Raw genomic sequence first — 22,989 nt, 5'->3', positions numbered from 1 at the left:
CTATTGCGCTATTGCCATAACAGCAATACTTAACTTAATATTAGGGATTTTAAGCAACTGCAAAGCGCAGGCCTCCAGCGTGGCTCCCGTAGTGAGTATATCATCACATAGTAAAATATGCTTTCCTTCTAGCGAGTTGTATACCGCTACTTTAAAAGCATCTAGCACCTCGTCACTGCGAGTAAAACGGCCTTTAAAAACTTGAGTCTTCGTATTCTTAGACTTTATAAGCACATCATCTCTATATGTTGCAGTAAGTGACTTTGCAAGCGCTTTACCAAAACCGGCTACTTGATTGTACCCTCTTGTTTTCTTCTTTTTAGGGTGTATAGGTACGGGCACAATACAATCTATTTCTTTATAGTTGTCAAGAATAGCAAGGTCTGCACCTAGCCAGTTGCCTAAAAACTCACTTATGTTTTTGTGACCTCTATACTTTAAGTTATGTAAGAGTTCTTGTACGGAACCTTTTTTCTCAAAATAAAATAAGGCTGTCGCTTCTTCAAGATTGAGACGCCCGTAAAATACTTTTTTTATTGCAGGGTCGTTGTACCTATGAAAATCTGTAAGAGGGAGTGTATGTCTGCATTGTGTGCAAATCATAATTTCTGCCTCAAGAAGCTCATTGTCGCAAGATTTACAACTTTCAGGAAAAAACAGAGATCGTAAAGATTGTAGCAAGGTTTTACTTTTTTTTTCTAATTTAACGCCTTTGAGCGAATAATAGACCATCTATGCGTACTAAAAGTACCAATAATACTTTACTAATTCTTGTTATACTGCTATGTCTAGTTGTCGCTGGGTTAGGGTATTATACGTATGATTTTCAAAGTGAGGTGCAAAAGAGAGAAGCACAATTACTCACAGAGAAAGCACAAATAGCTACGCAGCTTGAGCAAGAAATATCAAAATATAGCACACTGCTAGAAGAACGTGATGCGCTAAAGGCAAACCTCAAACAAGCACAAGTAAGACTTATAGAGCTCAAAAAGACACTTCAAGGAGAAGATGTTACTAGGTCAAAGATGCGACAATTTCAGCTCGAGATACAAAAACTGCGTAGAGAGCGTGAGTACTTTATTACCGAAAATGACAGCCTTACGCTAGAAACTAAAAGGCTGGCAACACTCCAGCAAGAGACACAAAAAGCACTAGATGATGCAAAGAAGTCTCAAGACAGTATTCAAAAATCTAATAGAGAGCTTGCAGACAGGCTTACACAAGGAGCAAAGCTCACCGTGAGTAACCTCGCTGCACGCGGCGTTATACAACGCAACAGTGGTAAATTTGTAATCACCTCTCGCGCCAGTCGTGTAGAGATGATACAAGTATGTTTTACGGTAAATGATAATCAACTGGCAGTAGCAGGTGATAAAATCTTTTATGTACAAGTTCTTAACGAGCAAGGTAAAATGCTAGGTGTAGAGCGATCAGAAAAGTGGCCTAGTGGAGAAGAGATTGTGTACAATACAAAAACTAAAATCCCTTACTCAAATAAGGCCTATACCATATGCGAGCTAGTGCTTCCTGTACAGCAAATAGATAGAGGTGCATATACTGTGCGCATTTTCCACGATCAAGCAATGTTGCTCTCTACAACCCTTACCTTAAAATAGGTTGCTTGCAATTTCCATAACTACAGATGGATTGCTATTTTTACGCCTAGTTAAATAAGTAAATATTACTCTCAATTATTGAGATTTAAAGGGTTTTTATTACGCTTTCGCGAAAGCGGAAACAGCTCCACATAAATCATCAGTATCATAACCATCTACATACTATGGCTCAACAAGACGATCAATTTAAAAAAGTAATCTCCCACGCAAAGGAATATGGCTACGTTTTTCAAAGTAGCGAAATATATGACGGACTAAGCGCTGTTTACGATTACGGTCAAAACGGTGTAGAGTTAAAGAAAAATATACGCGATTACTGGTGGAAATCTATGGTGCAAATGCACGATAATATAGTGGGTCTTGACGCGGCAATCTTTATGCATCCTACTACCTGGAAAGCATCTGGTCACGTGGATGCTTTTAGTGATCCGTTAATAGATAATAAGGACTCAAAAAAACGTTACAGAGCAGACGTGCTAGTAGAAGATTACTGCCTTAAGATTGAAACAAAAATCGAAAAGGAAGTAAAGAAGGCTCAAAAGCGTTTTGGGGATGCGTTTAATAAAGAAGAGTTTTTAAGCACAAACCCACGTGTACTTGGATATCAAGAAAAGATAGATACAATTTTATCTCGCCTAGGTAAGTCACTAGAAAAAGAAGACCTGGCAGATGTAAAACTGCTCATAGAAGAGTTAGGCATAGGTTGCCCGCTAAGTGGTAGTAAGAACTGGACAGATGTAAAACAGTTTAACCTTATGTTTGGAACTAAGCTAGGTGCTAGTGCAGAGAGCGCTATGGATCTTTATTTGCGACCAGAAACTGCTCAGGGTATTTTTGTAAACTTCTTAAACGTTCAGAAAACGGGACGTATGAAGATTCCTTTTGGAATTGCACAAACGGGAAAGGCTTTTAGAAATGAGATTGTTGCAAGACAGTTTATCTTTAGAATGCGTGAGTTTGAGCAAATGGAGATGCAATTTTTTATAAAACCTGGAACACAAGGGGAGTGGTACAAACACTGGAAAGAAACCAGAATGAAGTGGCACTTATCTCTAGGTATGGGTGAGGATAATTACCGTTTTCACGATCACGAGAAGCTTGCTCACTATGCAGATGCTGCGGCAGATATTGAGTTTAAATTCCCTTTTGGGTTTAAAGAGCTAGAGGGTATACACTCTCGTACAGATTTTGACCTTAAGGCACACGAAGAGCACTCTGGTAAAAAGCTACAATATTTTGATCACGAAGATAATGCGAGTTATACACCTTATGTTTTAGAAACATCAATAGGTCTTGATCGTATGTTTCTTGCAGTATTTTCTAATTCTCTCGTTGAGGAAGAGTTAGAAAACAACACAACAAGAACAGTACTTAAATTACCTGCTGTACTTGCGCCTGTAAAAGCAGCTGTTTTTCCGCTTGTAAAGAAAGATGGTTTACCAGAAGTAGCAAAGCAAATTATAGATGATCTTAAGTATGACTTTAATGTGTTTTATGACGAAAAAGATGCTGTAGGTAAGCGTTACAGAAGACAAGACGCAAACGGAACACCTTTTTGTATTACTGTAGACCACGATACGCTAGAAGATAAAATGGTGACCATACGCCACAGAGATACGATGGAACAAAAGCGTGTTCTTATCACAGACCTCGCAGCAATAATTGATAAGGAAGTAAATTTTAAGCACTGGATAGCATAGTATTTATTATGCATACACTGTTAAAACGCCCATTTAGTGGGCGTTTTTTTATGCTTTAAGGTGTGTTTTTGTTATTTTTAGGAACTTTTTAACAAATTATTTATATAACCAAAAACTACACAATGAAAAAAATTAACCTTCTGTTGTGCATTGCACTCTTAGCCTTTGGCTTTGGAGTTTCTGCTCAGCAAGTGGAGCCAGTGGGTCCCTTTACTGTATCAACAGCAGCTACAGTAACACAAATGCCATCTATAGCTTCGCGCTCAGAACTTATCCCTTCTGTAGATAAGCCAGTGCCTATGCAAGATGGTCGTGCAACAAAAAATAAAATATTAATCGGAAAGGGTAGCTCTGGTCCTGATGCACTTGCACAATCTCAGCACCGTTCTGCAGGTACCGTACCTGGTAGAACACCTAGTCTTGTTATAGAAACGGCTTTATCAAACTCACAGCCTACAGATCCATCTGGAGCCGTAGGTCCAGATCACTATTTTGCAGTATTTAATACTGGATTTAGAATATTTGATAAAGATGGAACACCTCTTACAGCACAATTAGGTACAGATAATATTTTTCCTGCATCTGGATGTTGTGATCTTACCGTATCATATGATAACCTAGCAGATCGTTGGGTAGTTTCATTTTTAGGAGGCGGAGTTCAAGTAGCAATCTCAAATGGGCCAGATCCTGTAACATCAGACTGGACCGTGTATAGTTTTCCAAACATATCTGACTACAATAAACTTTCAGTTTGGAGAGACGGATACTATGTAACAGAAAATACAAGTGGCTCAACTAAGCTATGGGTTCTTGAGAGAGCATTTCTTGGAGATGGATCACCAGATCCTGCTGCACAGATGGCTGGATTTGAATTGCCAGGTATCGTAACTAGCGGTTTCCACAGTCCACAAGCACTTAATATCACAGATGATAATCACCCTACAACGGGAGGATGTCCAATTGTATATCTTCAAGATGACGCCTGGGGAGGTGTAGCGACAGACCACGTAAAATTATGGGAAGCAACAATGGATTGGGACAATACAGCCAACTCAACAGTTTCTGCACCTTTAGAAATTGCAGTAACAGATTTCACATCAGTATTTGATGGAGGTTCTTTTGTGAACTTATCTCAACCTGGAGGTGGATCAGATATTGATGCGTTACAGGCAACTATAATGAACCAAGCACAGTTTAGAAAATTTGGAAGCCATAACAGTGGTGTTTTTAACTTTGTAGTTGATACAGATGATACTGCAGGAGAACTTGCGGGTATACGCTGGATAGAAATACGTCAAGCTGCAGATGGAGGTGCTTGGACACTTTTTCAAGAGGGTACTTATACAGCACCAGACGGAAAGCACGCGTGGCACGCGTCTATGGCAATGGATCAAAACGGTAACATTGGTATGGGTTATTCTGGTATGGCGGGTCCTACTACGCCTACAGATGGATCAGCTGATTTGACGTTGAGCTCTTATTATACTGGAAGATTTGCAGCAGATGCACCTGGTACAATGACGGTTGAGGAAACGTTAATCGCAAAAGGATCTGGAGATATACCTGGTACTCGTTACGGAGATTACGGTAAAATGGATGTAGATCCATCTAATGATAAAGGATTCTGGTTCTTAAATGAATATGTAGGAACAGGTGGTCGTGCTAATGTTTTGGGAGTTTTTCAACTAGCACCAAACCTTCCTAATGATACTGGTGTTACTAGTATAGACGCGCCACTAGATGGTAACCTTTCTAATGCAGAACAAATTACAGTTACTATATTCAACTTTGGCGAAAATGAAGCTTCAGACATAGATGTAACATACCAAATAGATGGTGGAGCAGTAGTTACTGAAACTTTTGCAGGACCACTTGCATCTTCTACTTCAGCTCAATATACGTTTACAGCAACTGCAGACTTTTCAACAGAAGGGCAAGTTTATTCAGTTACAGCTGCAACAGATTATAGTATTGACGAAGACAATGCAAATGATTCAACTACAAGAGATGTGACTAATATACCAGCAGCAGATGTTGGTGTTGTTGCTGTAACAGCTCCTACAACGGGTGAGAACTTAATGACAGAGACGGTTACTATTACCATAGAAAACTTTGGATCTGTTGCACAAACTGGGTTTGATGTAACTTATACTCTAGATGGTGCTGGTGCTGTAACAGAAAATGTAGGAGGACTTAGTATCGATCCAGGAATGACAGGAATGTACACATTTACAGCTGGTGTAGATTTGAGTGAGATAGCAACTTATGTGATAGAAGCGACAACAGCTTTAGCCGGTGATGCAGACACTACAAATGATAGTGCATCTACATCAGTAACAAATTTATCTTGTTTGTCTTATGATAATACTGATTCTGCAGCTATAGGACCTAACTCAGGTACAGTAACAGAAACTATAATTGTCGTTACCGATGATTTTATTCTTACAGATGTAAACGTAACTGTAGATATTACCCACACTTGGGATAGTGATTTAACTATAGAACTTGTTGCTCCTGATGGGACAGTTGTTGAGCTTGCAAATGCAGTAGGTCTATCTGGAGATAACTTTACAAATACGGTATTTGATGGTGATGCTGCTACTTCTATAGTAGATGGAGATGCACCTTTTACTGGAGTGTTTGCTCCATCTGGAGATTTAAGTACACTTAATGGTCTTACTTCTTCTGGGGACTGGACACTTAGAGTTACAGATAATGCAAATGGTGATGGTGGTACTTTAAATAGTTGGATATTACAACTTTGTGCTGCCGAAAGTCTTTCTGTTCCTGAGCCATTCTTAGTAGGTACAGAACTTCAGGTTATTAATAGAGGAGATAATCAGTTTAATATTTCTCTTAATACAACAGAGTTTAATGAACGTCTAGATCTTAACGTATATAATATGCTAGGGCAACGTTTACTAAACCATAGACTCTTTAATGACGGAAGCGGTTATGCTTATGACTTAAATATGTCTTATGCAGCAAAAGGTATCTACATTGTAAAAGTAGGAACTGGTGATGCTGGAAAAGTAAAACGCATTGTTGTACAATAAGAAGAACATCTTATTATAAATATAAAGAGCCGTTGCAATTGCAACGGCTCTTTTCTTTTACATTGGTGATAATATTACTCAGCCATTTTAATCTCTGTAAGGTCAACAGGATTTGCCTTGTCACAACGTTGCATACGTCTTTGTGGTAAAAACTTGATCCATACGGTAGCACCGTCTTTCATAAAATTTTTATCTATAGTCATAGGGTCTAAAAAACGACCGTCTTTAAGCTTTATCGTCCACTCACAATCACCTTCTGCTTTAGATTGTACAATTGTTCCAGATGTGTATCCTGTAGTATCAAATGACATAGTAGTTTCTTCTTTTGCTTTTTCCTCAGTAGTAGCTTTTTGACCGCAGCTTGCGAGCACAAGCCCTGTCACTAAGGTAATACCGGTAATAAATAGCTTTGTTTTCATAAATAGGTTGTTTTTAGTACTTTAAATATCGTAAAAAATTAGAAGAACGCTTTAATCTGTATGTTACCAGTATGAATTGTTCTATTTTCTTCGCTCTTTCTTCCAAAGTAAGAAACATTAAGATCTAAAAACTTCGTAATTCTTTTTTGTGCGATTACATTCCACGTAAAATTTGATCCTGGCTGTAGTCCTTCTAAGATTTGATAAGCGACTGGGCTGAATGCGCTTCCGCGAAAATCATTATTTATAAACTTCATCTCACCCGAAACAGATATCTTTTCAAAATCTGCTAGTGCAAATGAGATGCCAAGATTTTGTTGATCCAATCTTTCTTGTCCCTCGCTCTGGTTTTCTTTGTTTTGAAATTCATAAAACAATGATACCCTAGATTGCTTTCCAAAAAGGTATGACACCTTAGGATTAAAGCCGCTATTATCAATATCAAAGTTACGAGAGACAAAATTTTCGGCGATACTCTGTGTACTTCCCACGCTACTTTTAAAATTAAAAAGCCAGCTCTCCTTAATCTTATGTAAAAAATTAAGTTGATGTGTGAGTAATTTCCCTTCTTGCAACCCAGTAGAAAGTAATGTTTTTGAGGTGTTAGATAAAAAACTATATGAAGTAGTATACCGCTGTTTACCTCTGTTAAAAAATAGTGTGTTCCTCAAGTTTATGGTGGCACCTATCTCGTTGTCATCTTCGTTAAATGGGTTCAGACTAAAATCGTTAGAAAGGCGCAACACCTTTTTGTCAAGTATATAACTCGTCTGGTTATAAAAATGTGACAAGAATTTTTTAATACCCTTCTGTCCAGACCACTGGCCCGGCTGCAGTGTGAGTTGCTGGCTTAATCTGTTTTGATGCGTTCGTACAAACACTTGATTGGGTAACAAAACTCGTACATAATCTGCCTCATCTTGAAACTGGGCAATCTCAAATTCATCTAGCTCTTGCACACCATCGCCATTATAATCATTCCAAGTGTGTGTGCCTTGTCCCTCATCTACCTGTATATAAGTAAATTCTTGTTGAGGTTGCGTGCCACTATTTGTTTCATAAACAGTATTTAACCTAACGATATCATTTGCAAACCGCTGGTCATAAAGCAATCGTGAGTTAAGTGAGTTTTCACTCTCTCGCTGGTCTGTGTATACCAGGTTTCTGTAGTTTACAAAGATGGACAAGTTTGTTTTTTCATTTTTAAGAAGCTGTGACTTTAGGTAATACGTATGTGAAGTATTAACCCGCTCTATTTTATTAAGTCGTAAACTGTCATTAGTACGGTATTTAAAACCTGCTTCTACATAAATATTTGTGCTGTCTCCTACACCTGTGTAGAGGGCATACTCATTAAATCGCTGGCTATCTGGTGTGATAGAGTCATTACTCTTTGCAACACGTAAGTTATCTTCTAGATGTAGGGAGCCGCCTACCCACGCTTTTTTAAAATCATAAATAGTTCGTGCATTTACTCGTGTAAAGTTCGTTCTGAGCAGTAAATCATCTGTAGACAGGAGACTTGCGTTTGCGATAGTTTTTAGACTTCCTAGTTGCCATCTACCTAAAAGACGATGTCGCAAACCGTTATAGTATCCATCAAAATGTAGATTTTGAAAAGTATACGTAAGTGCGCCATTTTGCACATCTGTGTAGTCAAGGCCTAGCGTACTATAATTTTGTGTACCTAGCAAGAGCCCATTTACGTTTGCCAGCGAATTTTCCAAATTCCAATCACGATTGAACTCCACATTATAAAGCCCCTCTACATTTACAAAGTCTTCTTGAATATAATCCCAATTTACAAATGCTTTGAGAAGCTTTGTGCTATCTTTCTTGATAAGGTGTTGATTTACATCAAGGTGTAAAGCATAGCCGTTATTATCACCATCATCTTGAGTAGAAAATGTGTTAGTATCATTTTTACTCCCTGCAGCTTCAAAATTTATAGTGGTCTTCTCAGATGGTGTATAACTACCATTTACAACACCTAGTTGCAGCAATGTGGGTGAAAACAATTGTACCTCTGGCGCAAAAGACCCTTGTGGCACACCATTTACTGGAGCTACGTACTCAAAAGTGCGTTGTAATGTGTTTGTAGTACTCAAAACATAGTCACCCTGGTTAACACCTACATTAGTAAATCGCACTTGAAAAAGGGACTCATTTGGGTCTGTGCTAAACTCAAATACCTCTACACCATTTATTATAACCTGCCGGTATAGTATTTTATTAGTGTCAAAGGTATCGGGTACGGCGCTGGGTGCTACCATTTCGGCAGTATTATCTCCTGCGGCTTCTAGAATGGCAACTTGTTCGGTGGTTAGGTTTTGTTGTAAAGGTTGGTTCTTTAGGTCACTTTCAGAATATACGTGAGCAGCAATTTTCAGGTTATCGCTTTCGCGAAAGCTTCCCCCCGCATAAGCCAGCACGCGAGTATATCTTCGCTCAGAAAATTGATACTCTACATTGATACGCATCTCACTTGTGATGGGATATGTAGCGTTAAAACGTATTTCCCCAGCATTGTAATCTATTACATAATCTTCATTTTCTCCTCGTTGCAGCGGGATGCCATTTACGTATACTGTCTCGCTACCAGAGACCACAAGCACAAAAAGTTCGCCATTAGGTCCTGTGAGTTTATAAGGTCCTTGATTACCCTCTTGACCTGTAAATGTACTTTGTGTAAATACCCCACGCACGAGCGCACCAGAGCCAAAAAGGTCTGTGCTTTTTGTGTCTGAGTGATTAACAGTGCCTGATAATGAAAGCCCTTGAATCTTTTTTGTAAACTGCCCAAAGTAGGAATCTGTGTTTTGAAGATTTATATCTCCTGCTCTTATATTCCAATTGTCTGAAAAGAGCTCAATAAATATTTGATCAAATTCGTCCAGATTTTGAGAATACCCTCCCTGCTGGCTTGGGATGTTTGCATCTTGTAAAGAAGCCCGTAAAGTAACTTTCTCACTAAGCTTACCACTTATTTGTAAATCTAGTTCGGAGTTGAGTGTGCTGTTTTGACTATTACCCACGGCGACTCCTCTTAAAATGCTTCCGCTCACGTTAAGACCAGAGAAGGGCTGAGCGCTATTTTTTCTTTTATCAACACCAAGGCTTACAAGTTTATCTAGGGCGCCAGTGCTTTCTACGATTTGACTTTTATCAAATTTTGAGTAGCGCCGAGTGAGAAAATCTGGATACAGTTTGTATGTAATCTCTAGACTGTCTGGGAGTGTGGTTTTTTTCGCTTTAAGCGAAAGAATACTCTTAGCATAATCTATAGTGTAAAGAGAACTGTCTACTGTTTTGCCTGTGAGTGATTTTATACTAAAAAGGGATGGATTAATACTTACAGAGTCTATTACAATAGTATCTCTAGTCGCAACTTTTACTGTACGAGTTTGTTGAGCCAGTAGCGTGCTGGTAAATAGAAAACATATGATGACGTAAAATAACCGCATTTATAGTAAAACTCCATACTAGGCTTAATAGTGCCTACTCGTAAAGGTAAACTTTATAAGGTTTTTAAGAGGAGTGAAAAAACCTAATTTATAACTTAGCACTTTAATAAAGCAACGTATGAAAATAGTATCTTATAATGTAAACGGAATTCGTGCAGCATTGCGCAAAGATTTTGCACTCTGGCTTAAGCAAACAGATCCAGATGTGGTCTTGTTACAAGAAACTAAAGCTACACCAGACCAGGTAGATGTTGCCGTTTTTGAAGAACTGGGATACGAGCACTACTGGTTTAGTGCGCAAAAGAAAGGATATAGCGGTGTAGCCGTACTTACTAAAAAAACACCTAAGCATATAGAATATGGTACTGGTATCGCCTCTATGGATTTTGAGGGGCGCAACATACGTGTAGATTTTGATGACGTGTCTGTGATGAGTATGTACCTGCCTTCTGGTACTAATAGTGCCCGTCTTGAGCACAAGCTGGAATATATGGATTTACTACAAGATTATGTAAATGAGCTCAAGCAAGATAAACCTAATCTTGTGATAGGTGGAGATTATAATATTTGTCACGAGGCTATAGATATACACGACCCTGTGCGTAATAAGAAGGTAAGTGGCTTTTTACCTGTAGAGCGCGAGTGGATAGGTAATTTTATGGAGAGCGGCTTTATAGATTCTTTTCGCCATCTTAATAAAGAACCAGATAACTATACCTGGTGGAGTTATAGAGCAAATGCTAGGGCAAACAATAAGGGCTGGCGTATAGATTATAATATGGTGAGTGAACCTCTTAAAGATAAAATATCACGAGCAATCATACTCTCTGATGCAAAACATAGTGATCACTGCCCTCATATGGTAGAGCTTGACTTATCATAAAGATCACTAAATTTCACACAAAAAATAAAGTTATAAAATGAAAAAAATACTGATATGCCTTCTGGCTGTGAGTGCGCTAGTATCTTGTGTACCTGCAAAAAAGTTTAAAGATCTTGAGGCAAAATATAGCCGCCTTAGAAAGGATAACCGCAATATGTCTAAGGAGCTTGCCGAAGCAAAAGCTGCTCTAGAAAAAACTAAAGAAGAGCGCGATCTTGCTCTAGTAGATCTTGATGCACTATCTAATAAATACAATGAGGTAAGTGGAGAGTATGATGCGGCAAAGGCAAATCTTGCACAATTACAAGACAGCTATAATGCCCTAGAGACTAACAGCAGTGCCTCAATAGCAGAAAACTCAAAGAAAAACAGACAACTGCTCGCAGAGCTAGAATCAAAACAAAATGACCTTGCCGAAAAAACAGCAGCGCTTGAGGCAGAGCGTAAGCGACTAGAACGATTACAAAAAGATCTAGCAGATAGGTCTGCGAGAGTAGATGAGCTAGAAGGTCTTATTGCGGCAAAAGATGCAAAAATGAGAGGTCTTAAAGATGCGATATCTAAAGCGCTCACAGATTTTGAAGGTAAAGGCCTTACTGTAGAGCAACGAGATGGAAAGGTATATGTCTCACTTGAAAACAAGCTTCTTTTTGACTCTGGTAGCTGGACCGTGGGTACAAATGGAACGAAGGCAGTAAAGCAACTAGGTAGTGTACTTGCAGATAACCCAGAGATTGCCGTGCTTATAGAAGGACATACAGATAATGTGCCTTATGGAGGAAGTGGTAACCTACAGGGTAACTGGGACCTTAGTGCAAAGAGAGCAACATCTATTGTAAACATACTACGCCAGAATAAAAGAATAGATCCCAAAAATCTTACAGCAGCAGGTAGAGGAGAATATGCTCCCGTAGCCGAAAATGACACGCCAGAAAATAAAGCCAAAAACAGAAGAATAGAAGTAATCCTTACACCAAAACTTGATGAGGTAAAGGCTTTGTTACAAGAGATAGATTAAAAATGATTTATAAAACTAATCTCAAACGTAGATTCTTAGCGGGATTTATAGATTATGCTATAATTTATTCTTTAACCTTTCTATTGATATTTGCTTTTGGCACTCCTGATGTAGAGGGAACATATCATCTCAATGGATTGCCGGCGTTAATACCAGTTACGGGATGGTTGATTCTCACCGTTGTTTTTGAATCATTATTAGGAGGTACACTTGGAAACTCTATAATGGGATTGAAAGTATTACCGGCAAATCTGAAGATTAGAAATCTCACGTTTATAGAGTCTTTAAAAAGGCATTTATTAGATCCAATAGATATGTTTATGTTTGGTTTAATTGCGATTATAACAATAAATAATACTGATAAGAGGCAGAGGTTGGGTGATATCTGGGCTAATACAATAGTTGTCAAGGCAAGTGATATTACACCTATTAAAAATTCAATTGTTAAGTAAAAAAAGAAGTGATGCAATACAATAAAATACCGCATACAGATATAGAAGTATCAAAAATATGCCTAGGCTCTATGACGTGGGGACGTCAAAATACTGAGGCAGAAGGACACGAGCAAATGAGCTATGCGCTTGATAATGGAGTAAACTTCATTGATACTGCAGAGATGTATAGTGTCCCTTTCAAACCCGAAAATCAAGGATCTACAGAGACTATTATTGGGACTTGGCTTGCAAAAAATAATAATCGTGATAAGATTGTGCTGGCATCAAAAATTACGGGTCCTAGTCCTACTTTTAAACCTATAAGAGATAACCTAGGTTTTTCAAAAGAAGCACTAGAAGATGCTTTACACAAGAGTTTAAAAAGACTACAAACAGATTACCTAGATATTTATCAATTACACTGGCCTGAGCGCAATACAAATTACTTTGGGCAACGAGGTTACAAGCACGACAGCAGCGAGCAGTGGGAAGATAATATTGCAACTATTTTAGAAAGTCTCGACACTTACGTAAAGCAGGGTAAAATTAGGCATATTGGTCTATCAAACGAAGGGCCGTTTGGGACAATGCGATTTATGGAAGAAGCTCGTAAAGGAGCACCTAGAGCCGTAACTGTACAAAACCCATATAGCTTACTTAATCGCACAGACGAGGTAGGTCTTACAGAAGTGTTACATAGAGAGGGGTTAGGCTTACTACCATACTCACCTCTTGGTTTTGGGCAACTTACAGGTAAATATCTTGATGGTTATCCAGAAGATGCGCGTGTTACTTTGTTTCCTAACTACAGTCGTTATCATAGTGATAACTCATTTGAGGCTACAAGACGTTATAAAGCAATTGCAGATAGTCACGGTTTAAGCCTTGCACAAATGGCGCTTGCCTTTGTAAACGATAGGCCATTTGTTACGGCAAATATTATAGGGGCGACCAGTATGAAACAGCTTAAAGAAAACATAGGCAGTGCATCTGTTTCCCTTTCTGAAGAGGTTCTTAAGGCTATAGATGAGGTACACGAGGCAATACCAAACCCTGCACCATAAGTCTATTGTACATATTATCAAGAAGCGCTACCCTAGGGTGGCGTTTTTTTTACGCTTTCGCGAAAGCGTAATTACCCAAATAAGTGTCTCACTACATCGTGCACCTTGGCCACTTTTATCACATTTATATGATAGGTGTTATCTGGTATTTTACAGTATTTTGAAATAATAATACTGGTAAAACCTAGCTTCTCTGCTTCCAGAATGCGTTGTTCTATGCGGTTTACGGGTCTTACCTCTCCTGCAAGCCCAATCTCTGCAGCAAAGCACATTGCCTTATCTACAGGGATATCTACATTACTTGATAATACGGCCGCTACCACGGCAAGATCTATCGCAGGGTCATCTACAGAGATGCCTCCTGTCACGTTAAGAAACACATCTTTTGCACCTAGTTTAAATCCAGCTCGTTTTTCAAGTACGGCTAGAAGCATATTGAGCCTCTTTACATTATAGCCTGTAGAGCTACGCTGTGGTGTTCCATATACTGCGGTGCTCACAAGTGCTTGTATCTCTATCATAAGTGGTCGCATTCCTTCCATTGTTGTGGCAATGGCTGTACCGCTTAATTCCTCATCATTTTTTGATATGAGTATCTCGCTAGGGTTACTTACCTCCCTAAGGCCTGAGCCTTGCATCTCATAAATACCAAGCTCGCTGGTACTCCCAAATCTGTTTTTGTGTGCTCTAAGTATGCGATACACGTGGTTGCGGTCTCCCTCAAACTGTAGGACAGTATCTACCATATGCTCCAGTATCTTGGGCCCAGCTATATTGCCATCTTTTGTGATGTGACCTATAAGAATCACTGGTGTTGCTGTCTCTTTTGCAAAGCGTATAAGCTCTGATGTGGTTTCTCGTATTTGAGAAATACTGCCTGCTGTACTCTCTATATGATCTGAGTGTAGTGTTTGTATAGAGTCTATAATCACGATATCTGGCTGTACCTCCTCTACGTGTCTAAAGATGTTTTGGGTTTTTGTCTCAGTGAGAATGTAGCACTGATCACTTTCTGGGTGTATGCGCTCTGCACGCATTTTTATTTGTTGTTGGCTTTCTTCACCAGAAACATATAGTGTTTTATAAGGTAGAGCAAGACTTATTTGTAACAGCAGTGTACTTTTCCCTATGCCTGGTTCTCCACCCAAGAGTGTAAGCGACCCTGGTACAAGCCCACCACCCAGCACACGGTTAAGCTCGCCGTTTTTTGTATTCATACGCGCCTCAGAGGCGGTAGAGATGTCTGCTACTTTAAGTGGCTTGCTTGTTCTTGTGAGTCCTGAAACTTTGGTAGTGCTGCTTTTCCAATCTTTCTTATCGGCTTTTTGTACTACTTCCTCTACGATGGTGTTCCATTGTTTACAGGCGTTGCATTGCCCCTGCCATTTGGCATACTGGGTCCCGCAGTTTTGACAGAAAAAGGTGGTTTTAATTTTGGCCATTGTGAGAAAAGCTTTTGGCTAAATTAGGAAATCATATGATGTAATACTGGTGATGCGACACTAAGATATACACAAGATGGTAGGTAACTTTGTAGAGGGTGTGAGTACGCTTTCGCGAAAGCGTAAACATATTAGGTTACCTTCTCAATTACTTCTAACCTATTAGAAACATCTAGTTTTGCATAAATATTACTGGTGTGAAATTTTACCGTGGCTATAGAGATGTGTAACGCTTCTCCTATTTGTTTATTTGTGTAGCCTTTAGAGAGCTCTAAGAGTACTTCGGTCTCGCGCTTAGAAAGATTGTGACTTGTACTTATTTGATCCACACTCTCTTGGAGTGTTTGCTCTTTTGAGGAGGCTACATTTTGTAACTCTCTTACGTAGTGCTCTAGCTGGTTACGTATGTCGTGGTTTTCTCTTTTTATAAATTTAAAGCGATATAATAGTGCTGTGCCTAGAATGAGCATTTCTATAATACCACCAAATTTTACTTGATTTGAAGTAATCTCAATAAATTGATACCCCGTTACTCGCAATGCAAAGTGGCCTATGGAAGAAAACAGTAGTATAAGGTATGCTATTACAAGTATATAGGCATAACTGTATTTTGTAGCGATATACCAGCATAATAACCAGCAGCCTATAAGTAGAGAAGACATCAAATAACCAGCAGATCTAAAAAGATAGAAATTATCAAGTAACAAGCTCCCTGTATATAGTCCTGCAGCTATAAATAGAGCGATATAAAACCACTTTTTTATGTGTGGCATTACAGAGTTTATTCTTAAAAAAGTAAAACTGAATAAGGCAGCTGTGACACCACATAGCCAGTGTAAAAGCATCTCTATAAAGTCATAATATTTAATAATCCCCGGAAAGAAATAGGAGAAAAAGCCATCATCATAAAAGATGCTTGCAGAGGTGGCAAACAGAAAATAAACATAATATAAATATACCTTCTCATTAAAGGTGAAATACATAAATAGATTCAAGATGATTACCAGAAGGGCAAACCCAAAATAACTACCAGAAAAGGCAAGCGTAGATATATTGTTGCGCTGGTATGTGATATTATCTACAACGGTAAGAGGGAAGTAAGCCTCGTGCCAGAAAAAAGTTTGTATATAAAATGTGTTTTCTCCCTTGTTAAATTTTGCAGGGACACTGGTAAGCCTCTCAAGTTCTGGTTTTTCTATAATATGAATGTCATTTCCAGAAGTGCCTAGGTATTTTATAGAATCATTTGAGTGTTGAAACAGAGAGAAACTTTTAATGTGTATAGAAGGTACTTTGAAGTGGTAGACACCCTCTTCACTTTCTTTAAGATCTAGCGTGATTTTAAACCAGTACCATCCGTTTTCGCTTCCCCAGTTTAGGTCTTTTTCATCTATGGGCTTAAACTCTTCTTTGAGTAGTGTGCTACTAGATATTTTATTTTCTACGTCTCTTATAAATTCAAATGAAGTTACCGTTAGGTCATCTGCTACTTTTTGGGAGTGAGCAGCAAGGGTGGAAATAAATACAAGAAGTATAAATGATATTTTTTGTTGTAGGTTGTTCAAATCAAGGGGCTTGTTAGTAATGGTTACTTTTTTTGTAAAAAAGTGGGGTTTTTGTACAAAAGACAGTGGTTTAGGTAAAAACTATACCTAAAGTATAGGTCGATAATTTGTGATTTTTAAGATTTTTGGGGTATACATTTCATTTGAGGGACTGAAATGTATGTGTAAAAAAAAGCTATTCATTAATAGTGGGTAGCTTTTTATTTTTTTCGCGAAAGCGTTATTATTTTTTACACTACTTAGTATCCAAAATCCTCTTTTATTTTATCAGCTCGATCAAGCATAAGATCTTTAGTAAGAAAAGAAACTTCTTCTAATAGGTATGCATTTTGATAAGTGCGCATCGCTTTCTTAGGTTCCCCAGCCTTTTCAAGAGATAAAGCTAGGTAGTAATTACCTAGCATAGTCTCTGGATATTGTTTTCTAGCTAGTTGCCCCAGGTTTGCAAGCCCCGTCCAGTCTGCCTTTTTTTCTAATGCAGTAGCTGTAGCTACGTAATCATTAATACGTATAGGGTCATCTAGTCCAAAAAGATCTTTTACGGTGGTGTATTTGTCTATAAGATAATCGTAGGGAGCGTCGCTTTTGAGTAAGCGTTCTTTGTATTCTGTCTTACTTATAGGTCTATATACAGAAAACATTTGCTCTAATGCCTTTGGTATAGCTCTACCCACAAGAGAATAATGGGTTGCTCCTTCAAAATTGTCAAAATTGTATTGCAAGCTTTCATTCTTAACTTGTTTAATCTGGCCGTCTAGCTGGATAATAGAGTTGCGTAGGGCTCCTATATCTTCGGTTCCAGTAGCGAGGTAATAAAAGAGCTTTTGATCGATGGCTCCTAACCTAGCAGTAAGTCGTTCTTCCATTTGAGGAGCGATGTCTGGGCTAAGAGATATATATCCTTGAAAGAGTGCTGGGTCTTTCATAAGGTAGTAGTTCATAAAATTTGCTGTGAGATCGTGACCTACGGCAATTCTAAAAGTACTGGTTCTATAGTTTTTATCTAGATAAGGCATTAACTCTAGCCCTATAAATTCAAAAAACGAAGCGCCAGTGTCTGAGGGTAAATTGCTCGCCTCATCATAATAGGTGTCGTCATTACGGCTATCTACTTGATTAATGCCTACAACTATTACCTGTGGCATTTCTTCCCAGTAGCTGTAGTAATCTACATTACCAGCAACGGGCTCAAAAAGATAATCACCGTCCATAACAATGATGATAGGGTAGGTTTTATCGACATTGCCCTCGTAATTACGAGGTAGCTGTATTTTAAGTTGTCTCGTCTCTGCTAAAATATCTGAGGAAAGCTCTTTGTAGTCTATTTGAGCAAATAGGGGGAGGCTTAAAATACTGATAATGAGTGTAAAAAAACGTAATTTCATTTGGGGCTTGTTTTAGATTACTAAGCCCTAAAGTAGTAAAAAATTTAGCGTTTATTGAATATGAGCACTATTAAGGCACAAATACCTCCTACTACAACGTTAAAAATAGTTTGAGTACCCCAGAGTAACCATCCAAAAATGACTCCATCTTCATACCCAAAGAATGTAAAAATAGCACCCATTGCTATAGGGTAAACACCCATACCAGCATTAGTCGCACTCATAGCAAATGCTCCTATTACAAAAGAGGCGAGAATTACCCCTAGTGGTGCGCTTGCGATACCTGGCACTGTAAATTTCATCACCCAGAACATTCCTATATACATAAGCCATATAAAGATGGTGTGAAAAATAAAAGCACTATTATGCTCCATTTTGAGTATGCTCTTAATACCATCTAAAAGGCCAAGGCCAAAATCTCTTATCTTTTTAATAAATGGATGAGAAGAAGTTTTAAGCAATCTTAACCCAGCGATTCCAGCCGTAATTCCTAAAATAAGTAGTATGATAAAACCTGTAGGATTTGCATTTTCTTTAAAATAAGAAACAAGAGCAGTAGACTGTAAGGCAATCGCAGTAGCCATAACTAAGAGAAGTACAATCAAGTCTGCAATGCGCTCTGCTACAATAGTTCCAAAAGCTTTTTCAAATGGTATGTTATCCGTGCGTGACAGCGACACTCCTCGTAGTACTTCTCCAGATCGAATAATAAAGGTGTTTGCAAAGTAGCCTATGAGAATAGCCATAAAGCTTGATCGTAATCTTGGTTTATAGCCTAAGGGTTCTAAAAGAAATTTCCAGCGATAAGCTCTTGAAAGATGACTAAATAACCCAAAAAGTAATGAGATAATTATCCATATAGGGTCTACTGTTTTTATAGCCTCCCACATATCACTGCGCTCCGCACTACTCATTTTACTAAGTTGATACCAGACCAAAAAAACTCCCACGAGTGGGAGTATAATTTTAAGCACAAGGCCTGTATGTTTTTTTGTAGACAATGCTTACTTAAGTAAGTTAGTCTCTTCATTAGGAAAACAAAGCGTAGGTTTAAATTCCTTAGCTTCATCTAGTTCCATAAACGCATAGGTGATAAGGATGAGAATGTCTCCCTTTGCAACCTTACGAGCAGCTGCGCCATTAAGAGTGATTTCTCCACTGTTACGTGGTCCCGGGATAGCATACGTTTCAAGACGTTCACCATTAGTCACATTTACAATTTGAACTCGTTCTCCTTCTATAATTTTTGAGGCATCCATAAGATCTTCATCTATGGTAATACTTCCTATATAGTGTAGTTCTGCACCCGTTACTTTAACGCGGTGTATTTTTGATTTTACAACATTTACTAGCATAGTGCAAAGGTAATAATAAGGTGTTTAATTTAAAGCGATGTTATCTATAAGTCTCACCTCGCCAGCATAAACGGCAAGGAAAGCTCGATATTGTTGATTTTTACGCTTTCGCGAAAGCGTACGAAGATTTTTAACATTTACGATCTCAAAATACTCCAGTTCCAGTCCGTCCTTTTCTTTGTAAATAGACTCGATATATGTTTTTAATTCTCGTGCCGAAAGATTGTTGAAGTTCTTTCTAGCATATGTTAAAGACTCGTAAATAAAGGGTGCAATCTCTAGTTGATGCTTTGTAAGTCGCGAGTTTCTACTACTCATAGCGAGTCCATCTTCTTGACGATGTATGGGGCAACCTACAATTTCTAAATCCAGATTTTCTATTTCAACGAGCTTGCGCACAATGGTGAGTTGTTGGAAATCTTTTTCGCCAAAATATGCCTTATGAGGATTAACTTGTCTAAAAAGAATATTCAAAACAGTACCTACACCATCAAAATGTCCTGGGCGATGCTCTCCTTCCATTACGGTTTCTAAATGGCCAAAATCATACCCCTTTGAAGACACTTTATTGCCATAGGTTTCTTCTGGTGAAGGATTGTAAACAGCGACTTTAGATCCATAGTGAGATAAGAATGCGAGATCCTTTTCTATGGTTCTGGGATACTTTTCTAGATCTGTGGCGTTATTAAACTGCGTGGGGTTTACAAAAATACTTACCACAATAAGGGCACAGTCTTTGAGTGCATAGTCTATTAGTGAGGCGTGGCCATTATGTAATGCACCCATTGTGGGTACAAAACCTACGGTTTTACCTTGCGCTTTTGCTTGACTGACGATTTTAGAAATCTGATTATGAGCTGTGATTGCTTGCACTTTACCAAAATTTTAACGGGGTGCAAACTTACTAATATTAACCCTAAGTGCGTAAAAATTCGTACTTTTGCGTGTTTTTTGAATAGAATAACAACCTAATTTTACATATATGAAAGATAAGAGGATATTGTACGTGTCATCTGAAGTGATTCCTTATCTACCAGAGACCGAGATTGCCTCTATGTCGTTTGAAGCTCCTCAAATGGTTAATTCCAAGGGAGGGCAAATACGCATATTTATGCCTCGCTACGGCAATATTAATGAGCGCAGGCACCAACTACACGAAGTGATTAGGCTATCAGGAATGAATCTTGTGATCAATGATTTTGACATGCCACTTATAATCAAAGTTGCATCTATACCTAAAGAACGTATTCAGGTTTACTTTATAGATAACGAAGAATATTTTAAGCGTAAAGCTACGTTTACGGATGAAGATGGAAATCTTTTTCCAGACAATGATGAGCGTGCTATTTTCTTTGCAAAAGGAGTGGTGGAGACGGTTAAGAAATTAAACTGGGCTCCAGATATTATACACGTTCAAGGATGGCTAGCGTCTTTATTACCATTATACTTGAAGCAATATTATGCTAGTGAGCCGTTGTTTGCGCAAAGTAAGATTGTAACATCTGTGTATAATCAAGGTTTTGAAGGTTCATTAAATAGTGAGTTGCTCAACAAAGTTGCTTTTGATGGAGTTGATCCAGAAACGATTAAAGAGCTTGAAGATCCTACGTATGAGAACTTAATGAAGGTGACTATTAAGAACAGTGATGCTGCTATTATAGGTTCACAAGACTTAAACGAAGATTTACTTAAGATTTTAAATACGACTAAAATCCCTGTTCTACCGTATAAGAAGAAGGAGGAGTTTCCTCAGGCTTACGAAGATTTTTACACAGCCCAAGTTTTAGAAGAATAGATAGTTGCTATGAAATTGAATAAATTATTTAAGCAAGCACTTGCAGTAGTGGGTCTTGCATTATTGATTATATCTTGTGAAGATGAGTTTGGTTCTATAGGAACTGACATTGTAGGGCAAGTAAATTTTGAGACAGAGGTAGCTCAAGATTTTGATATTGCAGCATATAGCCGCAACTATGCAGATGCTTCTGGTTTTAATGGAGTGCAGACTAATGGTTCTCAAATTGGGGTTGTAGGTTATTACAACGATCCTACGTATGGATCTACAACTAGCAATTTCCTTTCACAAGTTGCTTTGTCTCGTACTAATCCGGATTTTGGAGATAATACCGTAGACAATCCTACTGTAATTGATTCAGTAGTATTTTCACTAGCATACTTTGCTACTAATGAAGGTACAGATGATGATGGAGCTTCTACGTATACAATAGATTCTATATTTGGAAATACACCTGGACAGATGAAATTATCTGTATATAGGTCTAATTTCTTTTTAAATAGCTTAGATCCAAATTCAGATTTTGAAGATGCAGCATTATATTTTTCTAATGAGATTGGAGATTTTGCTGGTTTAGAGGGGGATTTGCTGTTTGAAGTAAGAGATGTTAATAGTGATGGGGAGATGGAAGAAGGTTTTGTGCCAAGCGCAGAGGAGCTTGTTCTTAAAGAGCCAGTTCTTGATGATGATGGAAACATACCAGAAGATCCAGAATTTGAAGTTTCAGATAGATTAAGCCCAAGAATAAGATTGTCTTATGATAATACGACTACAGTTGGTGCAGATGTGGTAGCCTACTGGCAAGAAGCAATTATAAACCAAGAAAATACTGGAGTGCTTCTTAATAGTAATACATTCAACGATTATTTTAGAGGTCTTTATTTTAAGGCAGAGGCTATTGATGATAAAGGAAGTACTATCTTATTCAACCTTACAGGGGTAGATGTTACTATATATTATAGCTTTGAAGGAGATGATGACTCTGGTGAGCCTGGTGAGTCTACAGATGATGGTAAGGGTGATATATCACTCTCTTTAAATGGTGTGCGTGCTATAGGTTACACAAACGACTTTGGAATAAGTCCTATAGGTACAACAACTTTTAATGATAGCCAGAATACGGTAGATGGAGAAGAAAATTTATATCTGAAAGGTGGTGACGGTTCTATTGCACTTATAGATTTATTTGGGGCAGATGCAGATGCAGATGGTGTTGCAGATCAACTAGAGGCATTACGTTCTTGTAATATTTTAATCAATGAGGCAAACCTCACATTTTATGTAGATCAAGAAGATTTAGCAGATACGGGTGCTGGGCAATTAGAGCCAGAACGTCTCTTTATTTATGATTATGAAAATAATAGTACACTTTTAGATGCTGCTATAGATGTTACAACTGGAGCTATAGGCCCTGTGGATACTCGTGTTAATCACTTAGGAAGACTTACACGTGAGACAGAAGGAGATCTAGATAGTGATGGAGTGAGTTATAAAATTAGAGTAACACAGCATATAAATGACATTGTTCAAAACGATTCCACAAATGTTCGACTAGCACTTGCTGTTTCTCAAAATGTAACACTTGAGAATACTGCACTTATAGGTGGTACGGGAGATTTAGAAGATGGTCAAAGAGTGCCATTGTCTTCTGTTATCTCTCCAGAAGGAACGATACTTCACGGTAGTGCGAGTCCAGACGAAGAAAAACGTTTGAGACTAAGAATTTTTTACACATTAACAGAAGAAATAGATCCTACTAGCCCTTGTGGTATAGCATTAGGACTTTAAAAAAT

The 22,989-nt window shown here is 38.3% G+C and carries 18 protein-coding genes; 9 read left to right on the top strand and 9 right to left on the bottom strand.

The window, feature by feature from the left end; translation table 11 throughout:
- The gene (locus Q0948_RS04655) at positions 1-603 is read right to left on the bottom strand and encodes a phosphoribosyltransferase family protein (RefSeq protein ID WP_363317807.1); all 603 of its coding nucleotides are present in this window, start codon (positions 601-603) and stop codon (positions 1-3) included.
- Between the two features lie 131 nt (positions 604-734).
- Between Q0948_RS04655 and Q0948_RS04650 the strand changes: the two genes are divergently transcribed.
- The 3 genes from Q0948_RS04650 (at position 735) to Q0948_RS04640 (ending at position 6,372) form a co-directional block, all read left to right on the top strand.
- On the top strand, positions 735-1,616 hold the full coding sequence (locus Q0948_RS04650) for a hypothetical protein (protein WP_035325924.1): 882 nt from the start codon (positions 735-737) through the stop codon (positions 1,614-1,616).
- 164 nt (positions 1,617-1,780) lie between these two features.
- Positions 1,781-3,316, top strand: a complete 1,536-nt coding sequence (locus Q0948_RS04645) for a glycine--tRNA ligase (protein ID WP_298349226.1) — start codon at positions 1,781-1,783, stop codon at positions 3,314-3,316.
- Between the two features lie 122 nt (positions 3,317-3,438).
- Complete coding sequence (locus Q0948_RS04640; protein ID WP_298349223.1) at positions 3,439-6,372, top strand: proprotein convertase P-domain-containing protein; 2,934 nt, start codon at positions 3,439-3,441, stop codon at positions 6,370-6,372.
- A gap of 74 nt (positions 6,373-6,446) precedes the next feature.
- On the opposite strand, the gene Q0948_RS04635 is transcribed toward Q0948_RS04640, so the two are convergent.
- The gene (locus Q0948_RS04635; protein ID WP_298349220.1) at positions 6,447-6,791 is read right to left on the bottom strand and encodes a hypothetical protein; all 345 of its coding nucleotides are present in this window, start codon (positions 6,789-6,791) and stop codon (positions 6,447-6,449) included.
- Between the two features lie 38 nt (positions 6,792-6,829).
- Positions 6,830-10,255 carry a hypothetical protein gene (locus Q0948_RS04630; protein ID WP_298349217.1) on the bottom strand — a complete coding sequence of 1,142 codons (3,426 nt, stop codon included), beginning with the start codon at positions 10,253-10,255 and terminating at the stop codon, positions 6,830-6,832.
- Positions 10,256-10,373: 118 nt separating this feature from the next.
- Here Q0948_RS04630 and Q0948_RS04625 point away from each other — a divergent pair, with 118 nt between their 5' ends.
- From Q0948_RS04625 to Q0948_RS04610, 4 genes are read left to right on the top strand one after another with little or no spacing between them, the layout of a single operon-like run.
- Positions 10,374-11,138 carry an exodeoxyribonuclease III gene (locus Q0948_RS04625; protein WP_038597754.1) on the top strand — a complete coding sequence of 255 codons (765 nt, stop codon included), beginning with the start codon at positions 10,374-10,376 and terminating at the stop codon, positions 11,136-11,138.
- Positions 11,139-11,175: 37 nt separating this feature from the next.
- On the top strand, positions 11,176-12,156 hold the full coding sequence (locus Q0948_RS04620; RefSeq protein WP_298349210.1) for an OmpA family protein: 981 nt from the start codon (positions 11,176-11,178) through the stop codon (positions 12,154-12,156).
- A 2-nt stretch (positions 12,157-12,158) separates the two neighbouring features.
- Entirely contained in the window at positions 12,159-12,608 is a 450-nt protein-coding gene (locus Q0948_RS04615; RefSeq protein WP_298349208.1) for an RDD family protein, read from the top strand.
- Between the two features lie 11 nt (positions 12,609-12,619).
- Positions 12,620-13,654: an NADP(H)-dependent aldo-keto reductase gene (locus Q0948_RS04610; protein ID WP_298349206.1), complete on the top strand. Its 1,035-nt coding sequence runs from the start codon at positions 12,620-12,622 to the stop codon at positions 13,652-13,654.
- Between the two features lie 71 nt (positions 13,655-13,725).
- Here Q0948_RS04610 and radA read toward each other — a convergent pair whose 3' ends face one another.
- The 6 genes from radA to panC form a co-directional block, all read right to left on the bottom strand.
- Positions 13,726-15,096, bottom strand: coding sequence for a DNA repair protein RadA (gene radA / locus Q0948_RS04605; RefSeq protein WP_298349204.1), 1,371 nt, complete (start codon positions 15,094-15,096; stop codon positions 13,726-13,728).
- A 131-nt stretch (positions 15,097-15,227) separates the two neighbouring features.
- A complete protein-coding gene (locus Q0948_RS04600) occupies positions 15,228-16,661 on the bottom strand; it encodes a LuxR C-terminal-related transcriptional regulator (RefSeq protein WP_298349202.1) in 1,434 nt (477 codons plus the stop codon).
- Positions 16,662-16,900: 239 nt separating this feature from the next.
- Positions 16,901-18,046, bottom strand: coding sequence for an alpha/beta hydrolase-fold protein (locus Q0948_RS04595; protein ID WP_298349201.1), 1,146 nt, complete (start codon positions 18,044-18,046; stop codon positions 16,901-16,903).
- Between the two features lie 44 nt (positions 18,047-18,090).
- The gene (locus Q0948_RS04590; RefSeq protein WP_298349200.1) at positions 18,091-19,047 is read right to left on the bottom strand and encodes a lysylphosphatidylglycerol synthase transmembrane domain-containing protein; all 957 of its coding nucleotides are present in this window, start codon (positions 19,045-19,047) and stop codon (positions 18,091-18,093) included.
- A gap of 3 nt (positions 19,048-19,050) precedes the next feature.
- Positions 19,051-19,401: an aspartate 1-decarboxylase gene (gene panD, locus Q0948_RS04585; RefSeq protein WP_035325908.1), complete on the bottom strand. Its 351-nt coding sequence runs from the start codon at positions 19,399-19,401 to the stop codon at positions 19,051-19,053.
- Between the two features lie 24 nt (positions 19,402-19,425).
- Positions 19,426-20,274, bottom strand: a complete 849-nt coding sequence (gene panC, locus Q0948_RS04580) for a pantoate--beta-alanine ligase (RefSeq protein ID WP_298349196.1) — start codon at positions 20,272-20,274, stop codon at positions 19,426-19,428.
- 109 nt (positions 20,275-20,383) lie between these two features.
- Between panC and Q0948_RS04575 the strand changes: the two genes are divergently transcribed.
- Together Q0948_RS04575 and Q0948_RS04570 are read left to right on the top strand one after the other, a co-directional pair.
- On the top strand, positions 20,384-21,196 hold the full coding sequence (locus Q0948_RS04575; protein WP_298349194.1) for a glycogen/starch synthase: 813 nt from the start codon (positions 20,384-20,386) through the stop codon (positions 21,194-21,196).
- 9 nt (positions 21,197-21,205) lie between these two features.
- Positions 21,206-22,984 (top strand): DUF4270 domain-containing protein, encoded by a 1,779-nt coding sequence (locus Q0948_RS04570; protein ID WP_298349192.1) that lies wholly within the window; start codon positions 21,206-21,208, stop codon positions 22,982-22,984.
- The last annotated feature ends 5 nt before the right edge of the window (positions 22,985-22,989 follow it).

Origin of the sequence: uncultured Dokdonia sp., from assembly GCF_947496725.1 — a bacterium.
Classification (GTDB): Bacteria; Bacteroidota; Bacteroidia; order Flavobacteriales; family Flavobacteriaceae; genus Dokdonia.
Note: the sequence above shows the minus strand (reverse complement) of the source record. Positions and strands in the feature narration are given on the sequence as shown.

Bases quoted from the DNA above. Each gene is read 5' to 3' on its own strand.
- Q0948_RS04635 (WP_298349220.1), bottom strand. From the start codon at position 6,791: ATGAAAACAAAGCTATTTATTACCGGTATTACCTTAGTGACAGGGCTT.
- Q0948_RS04620 (WP_298349210.1), top strand. From the start codon at position 11,176: ATGAAAAAAATACTGATATGCCTTCTGGCTGTGAGTGCGCTAGTATCT.
- Q0948_RS04645 (WP_298349226.1), top strand. From the start codon at position 1,781: ATGGCTCAACAAGACGATCAATTTAAAAAAGTAATCTCCCACGCAAAG.
- Q0948_RS04575 (WP_298349194.1), top strand. From the start codon at position 20,384: ATGAAAGATAAGAGGATATTGTACGTGTCATCTGAAGTGATTCCTTAT.
- radA (WP_298349204.1), bottom strand. From the start codon at position 15,096: ATGGCCAAAATTAAAACCACCTTTTTCTGTCAAAACTGCGGGACCCAG.
- panD (WP_035325908.1), bottom strand. From the start codon at position 19,401: ATGCTAGTAAATGTTGTAAAATCAAAAATACACCGCGTTAAAGTAACG.
- Q0948_RS04650 (WP_035325924.1), top strand. From the start codon at position 735: ATGCGTACTAAAAGTACCAATAATACTTTACTAATTCTTGTTATACTG.
- Q0948_RS04615 (WP_298349208.1), top strand. From the start codon at position 12,159: ATGATTTATAAAACTAATCTCAAACGTAGATTCTTAGCGGGATTTATA.
- Q0948_RS04610 (WP_298349206.1), top strand. From the start codon at position 12,620: ATGCAATACAATAAAATACCGCATACAGATATAGAAGTATCAAAAATA.
- Q0948_RS04655 (WP_363317807.1), bottom strand. From the start codon at position 603: ATGATTTGCACACAATGCAGACATACACTCCCTCTTACAGATTTTCAT.
- Q0948_RS04625 (WP_038597754.1), top strand. From the start codon at position 10,374: ATGAAAATAGTATCTTATAATGTAAACGGAATTCGTGCAGCATTGCGC.
- Q0948_RS04570 (WP_298349192.1), top strand. From the start codon at position 21,206: ATGAAATTGAATAAATTATTTAAGCAAGCACTTGCAGTAGTGGGTCTT.
- Q0948_RS04595 (WP_298349201.1), bottom strand. From the start codon at position 18,046: ATGAAATTACGTTTTTTTACACTCATTATCAGTATTTTAAGCCTCCCC.
- Q0948_RS04630 (WP_298349217.1), bottom strand. From the start codon at position 10,255: ATGCGGTTATTTTACGTCATCATATGTTTTCTATTTACCAGCACGCTA.
- Q0948_RS04640 (WP_298349223.1), top strand. From the start codon at position 3,439: ATGAAAAAAATTAACCTTCTGTTGTGCATTGCACTCTTAGCCTTTGGC.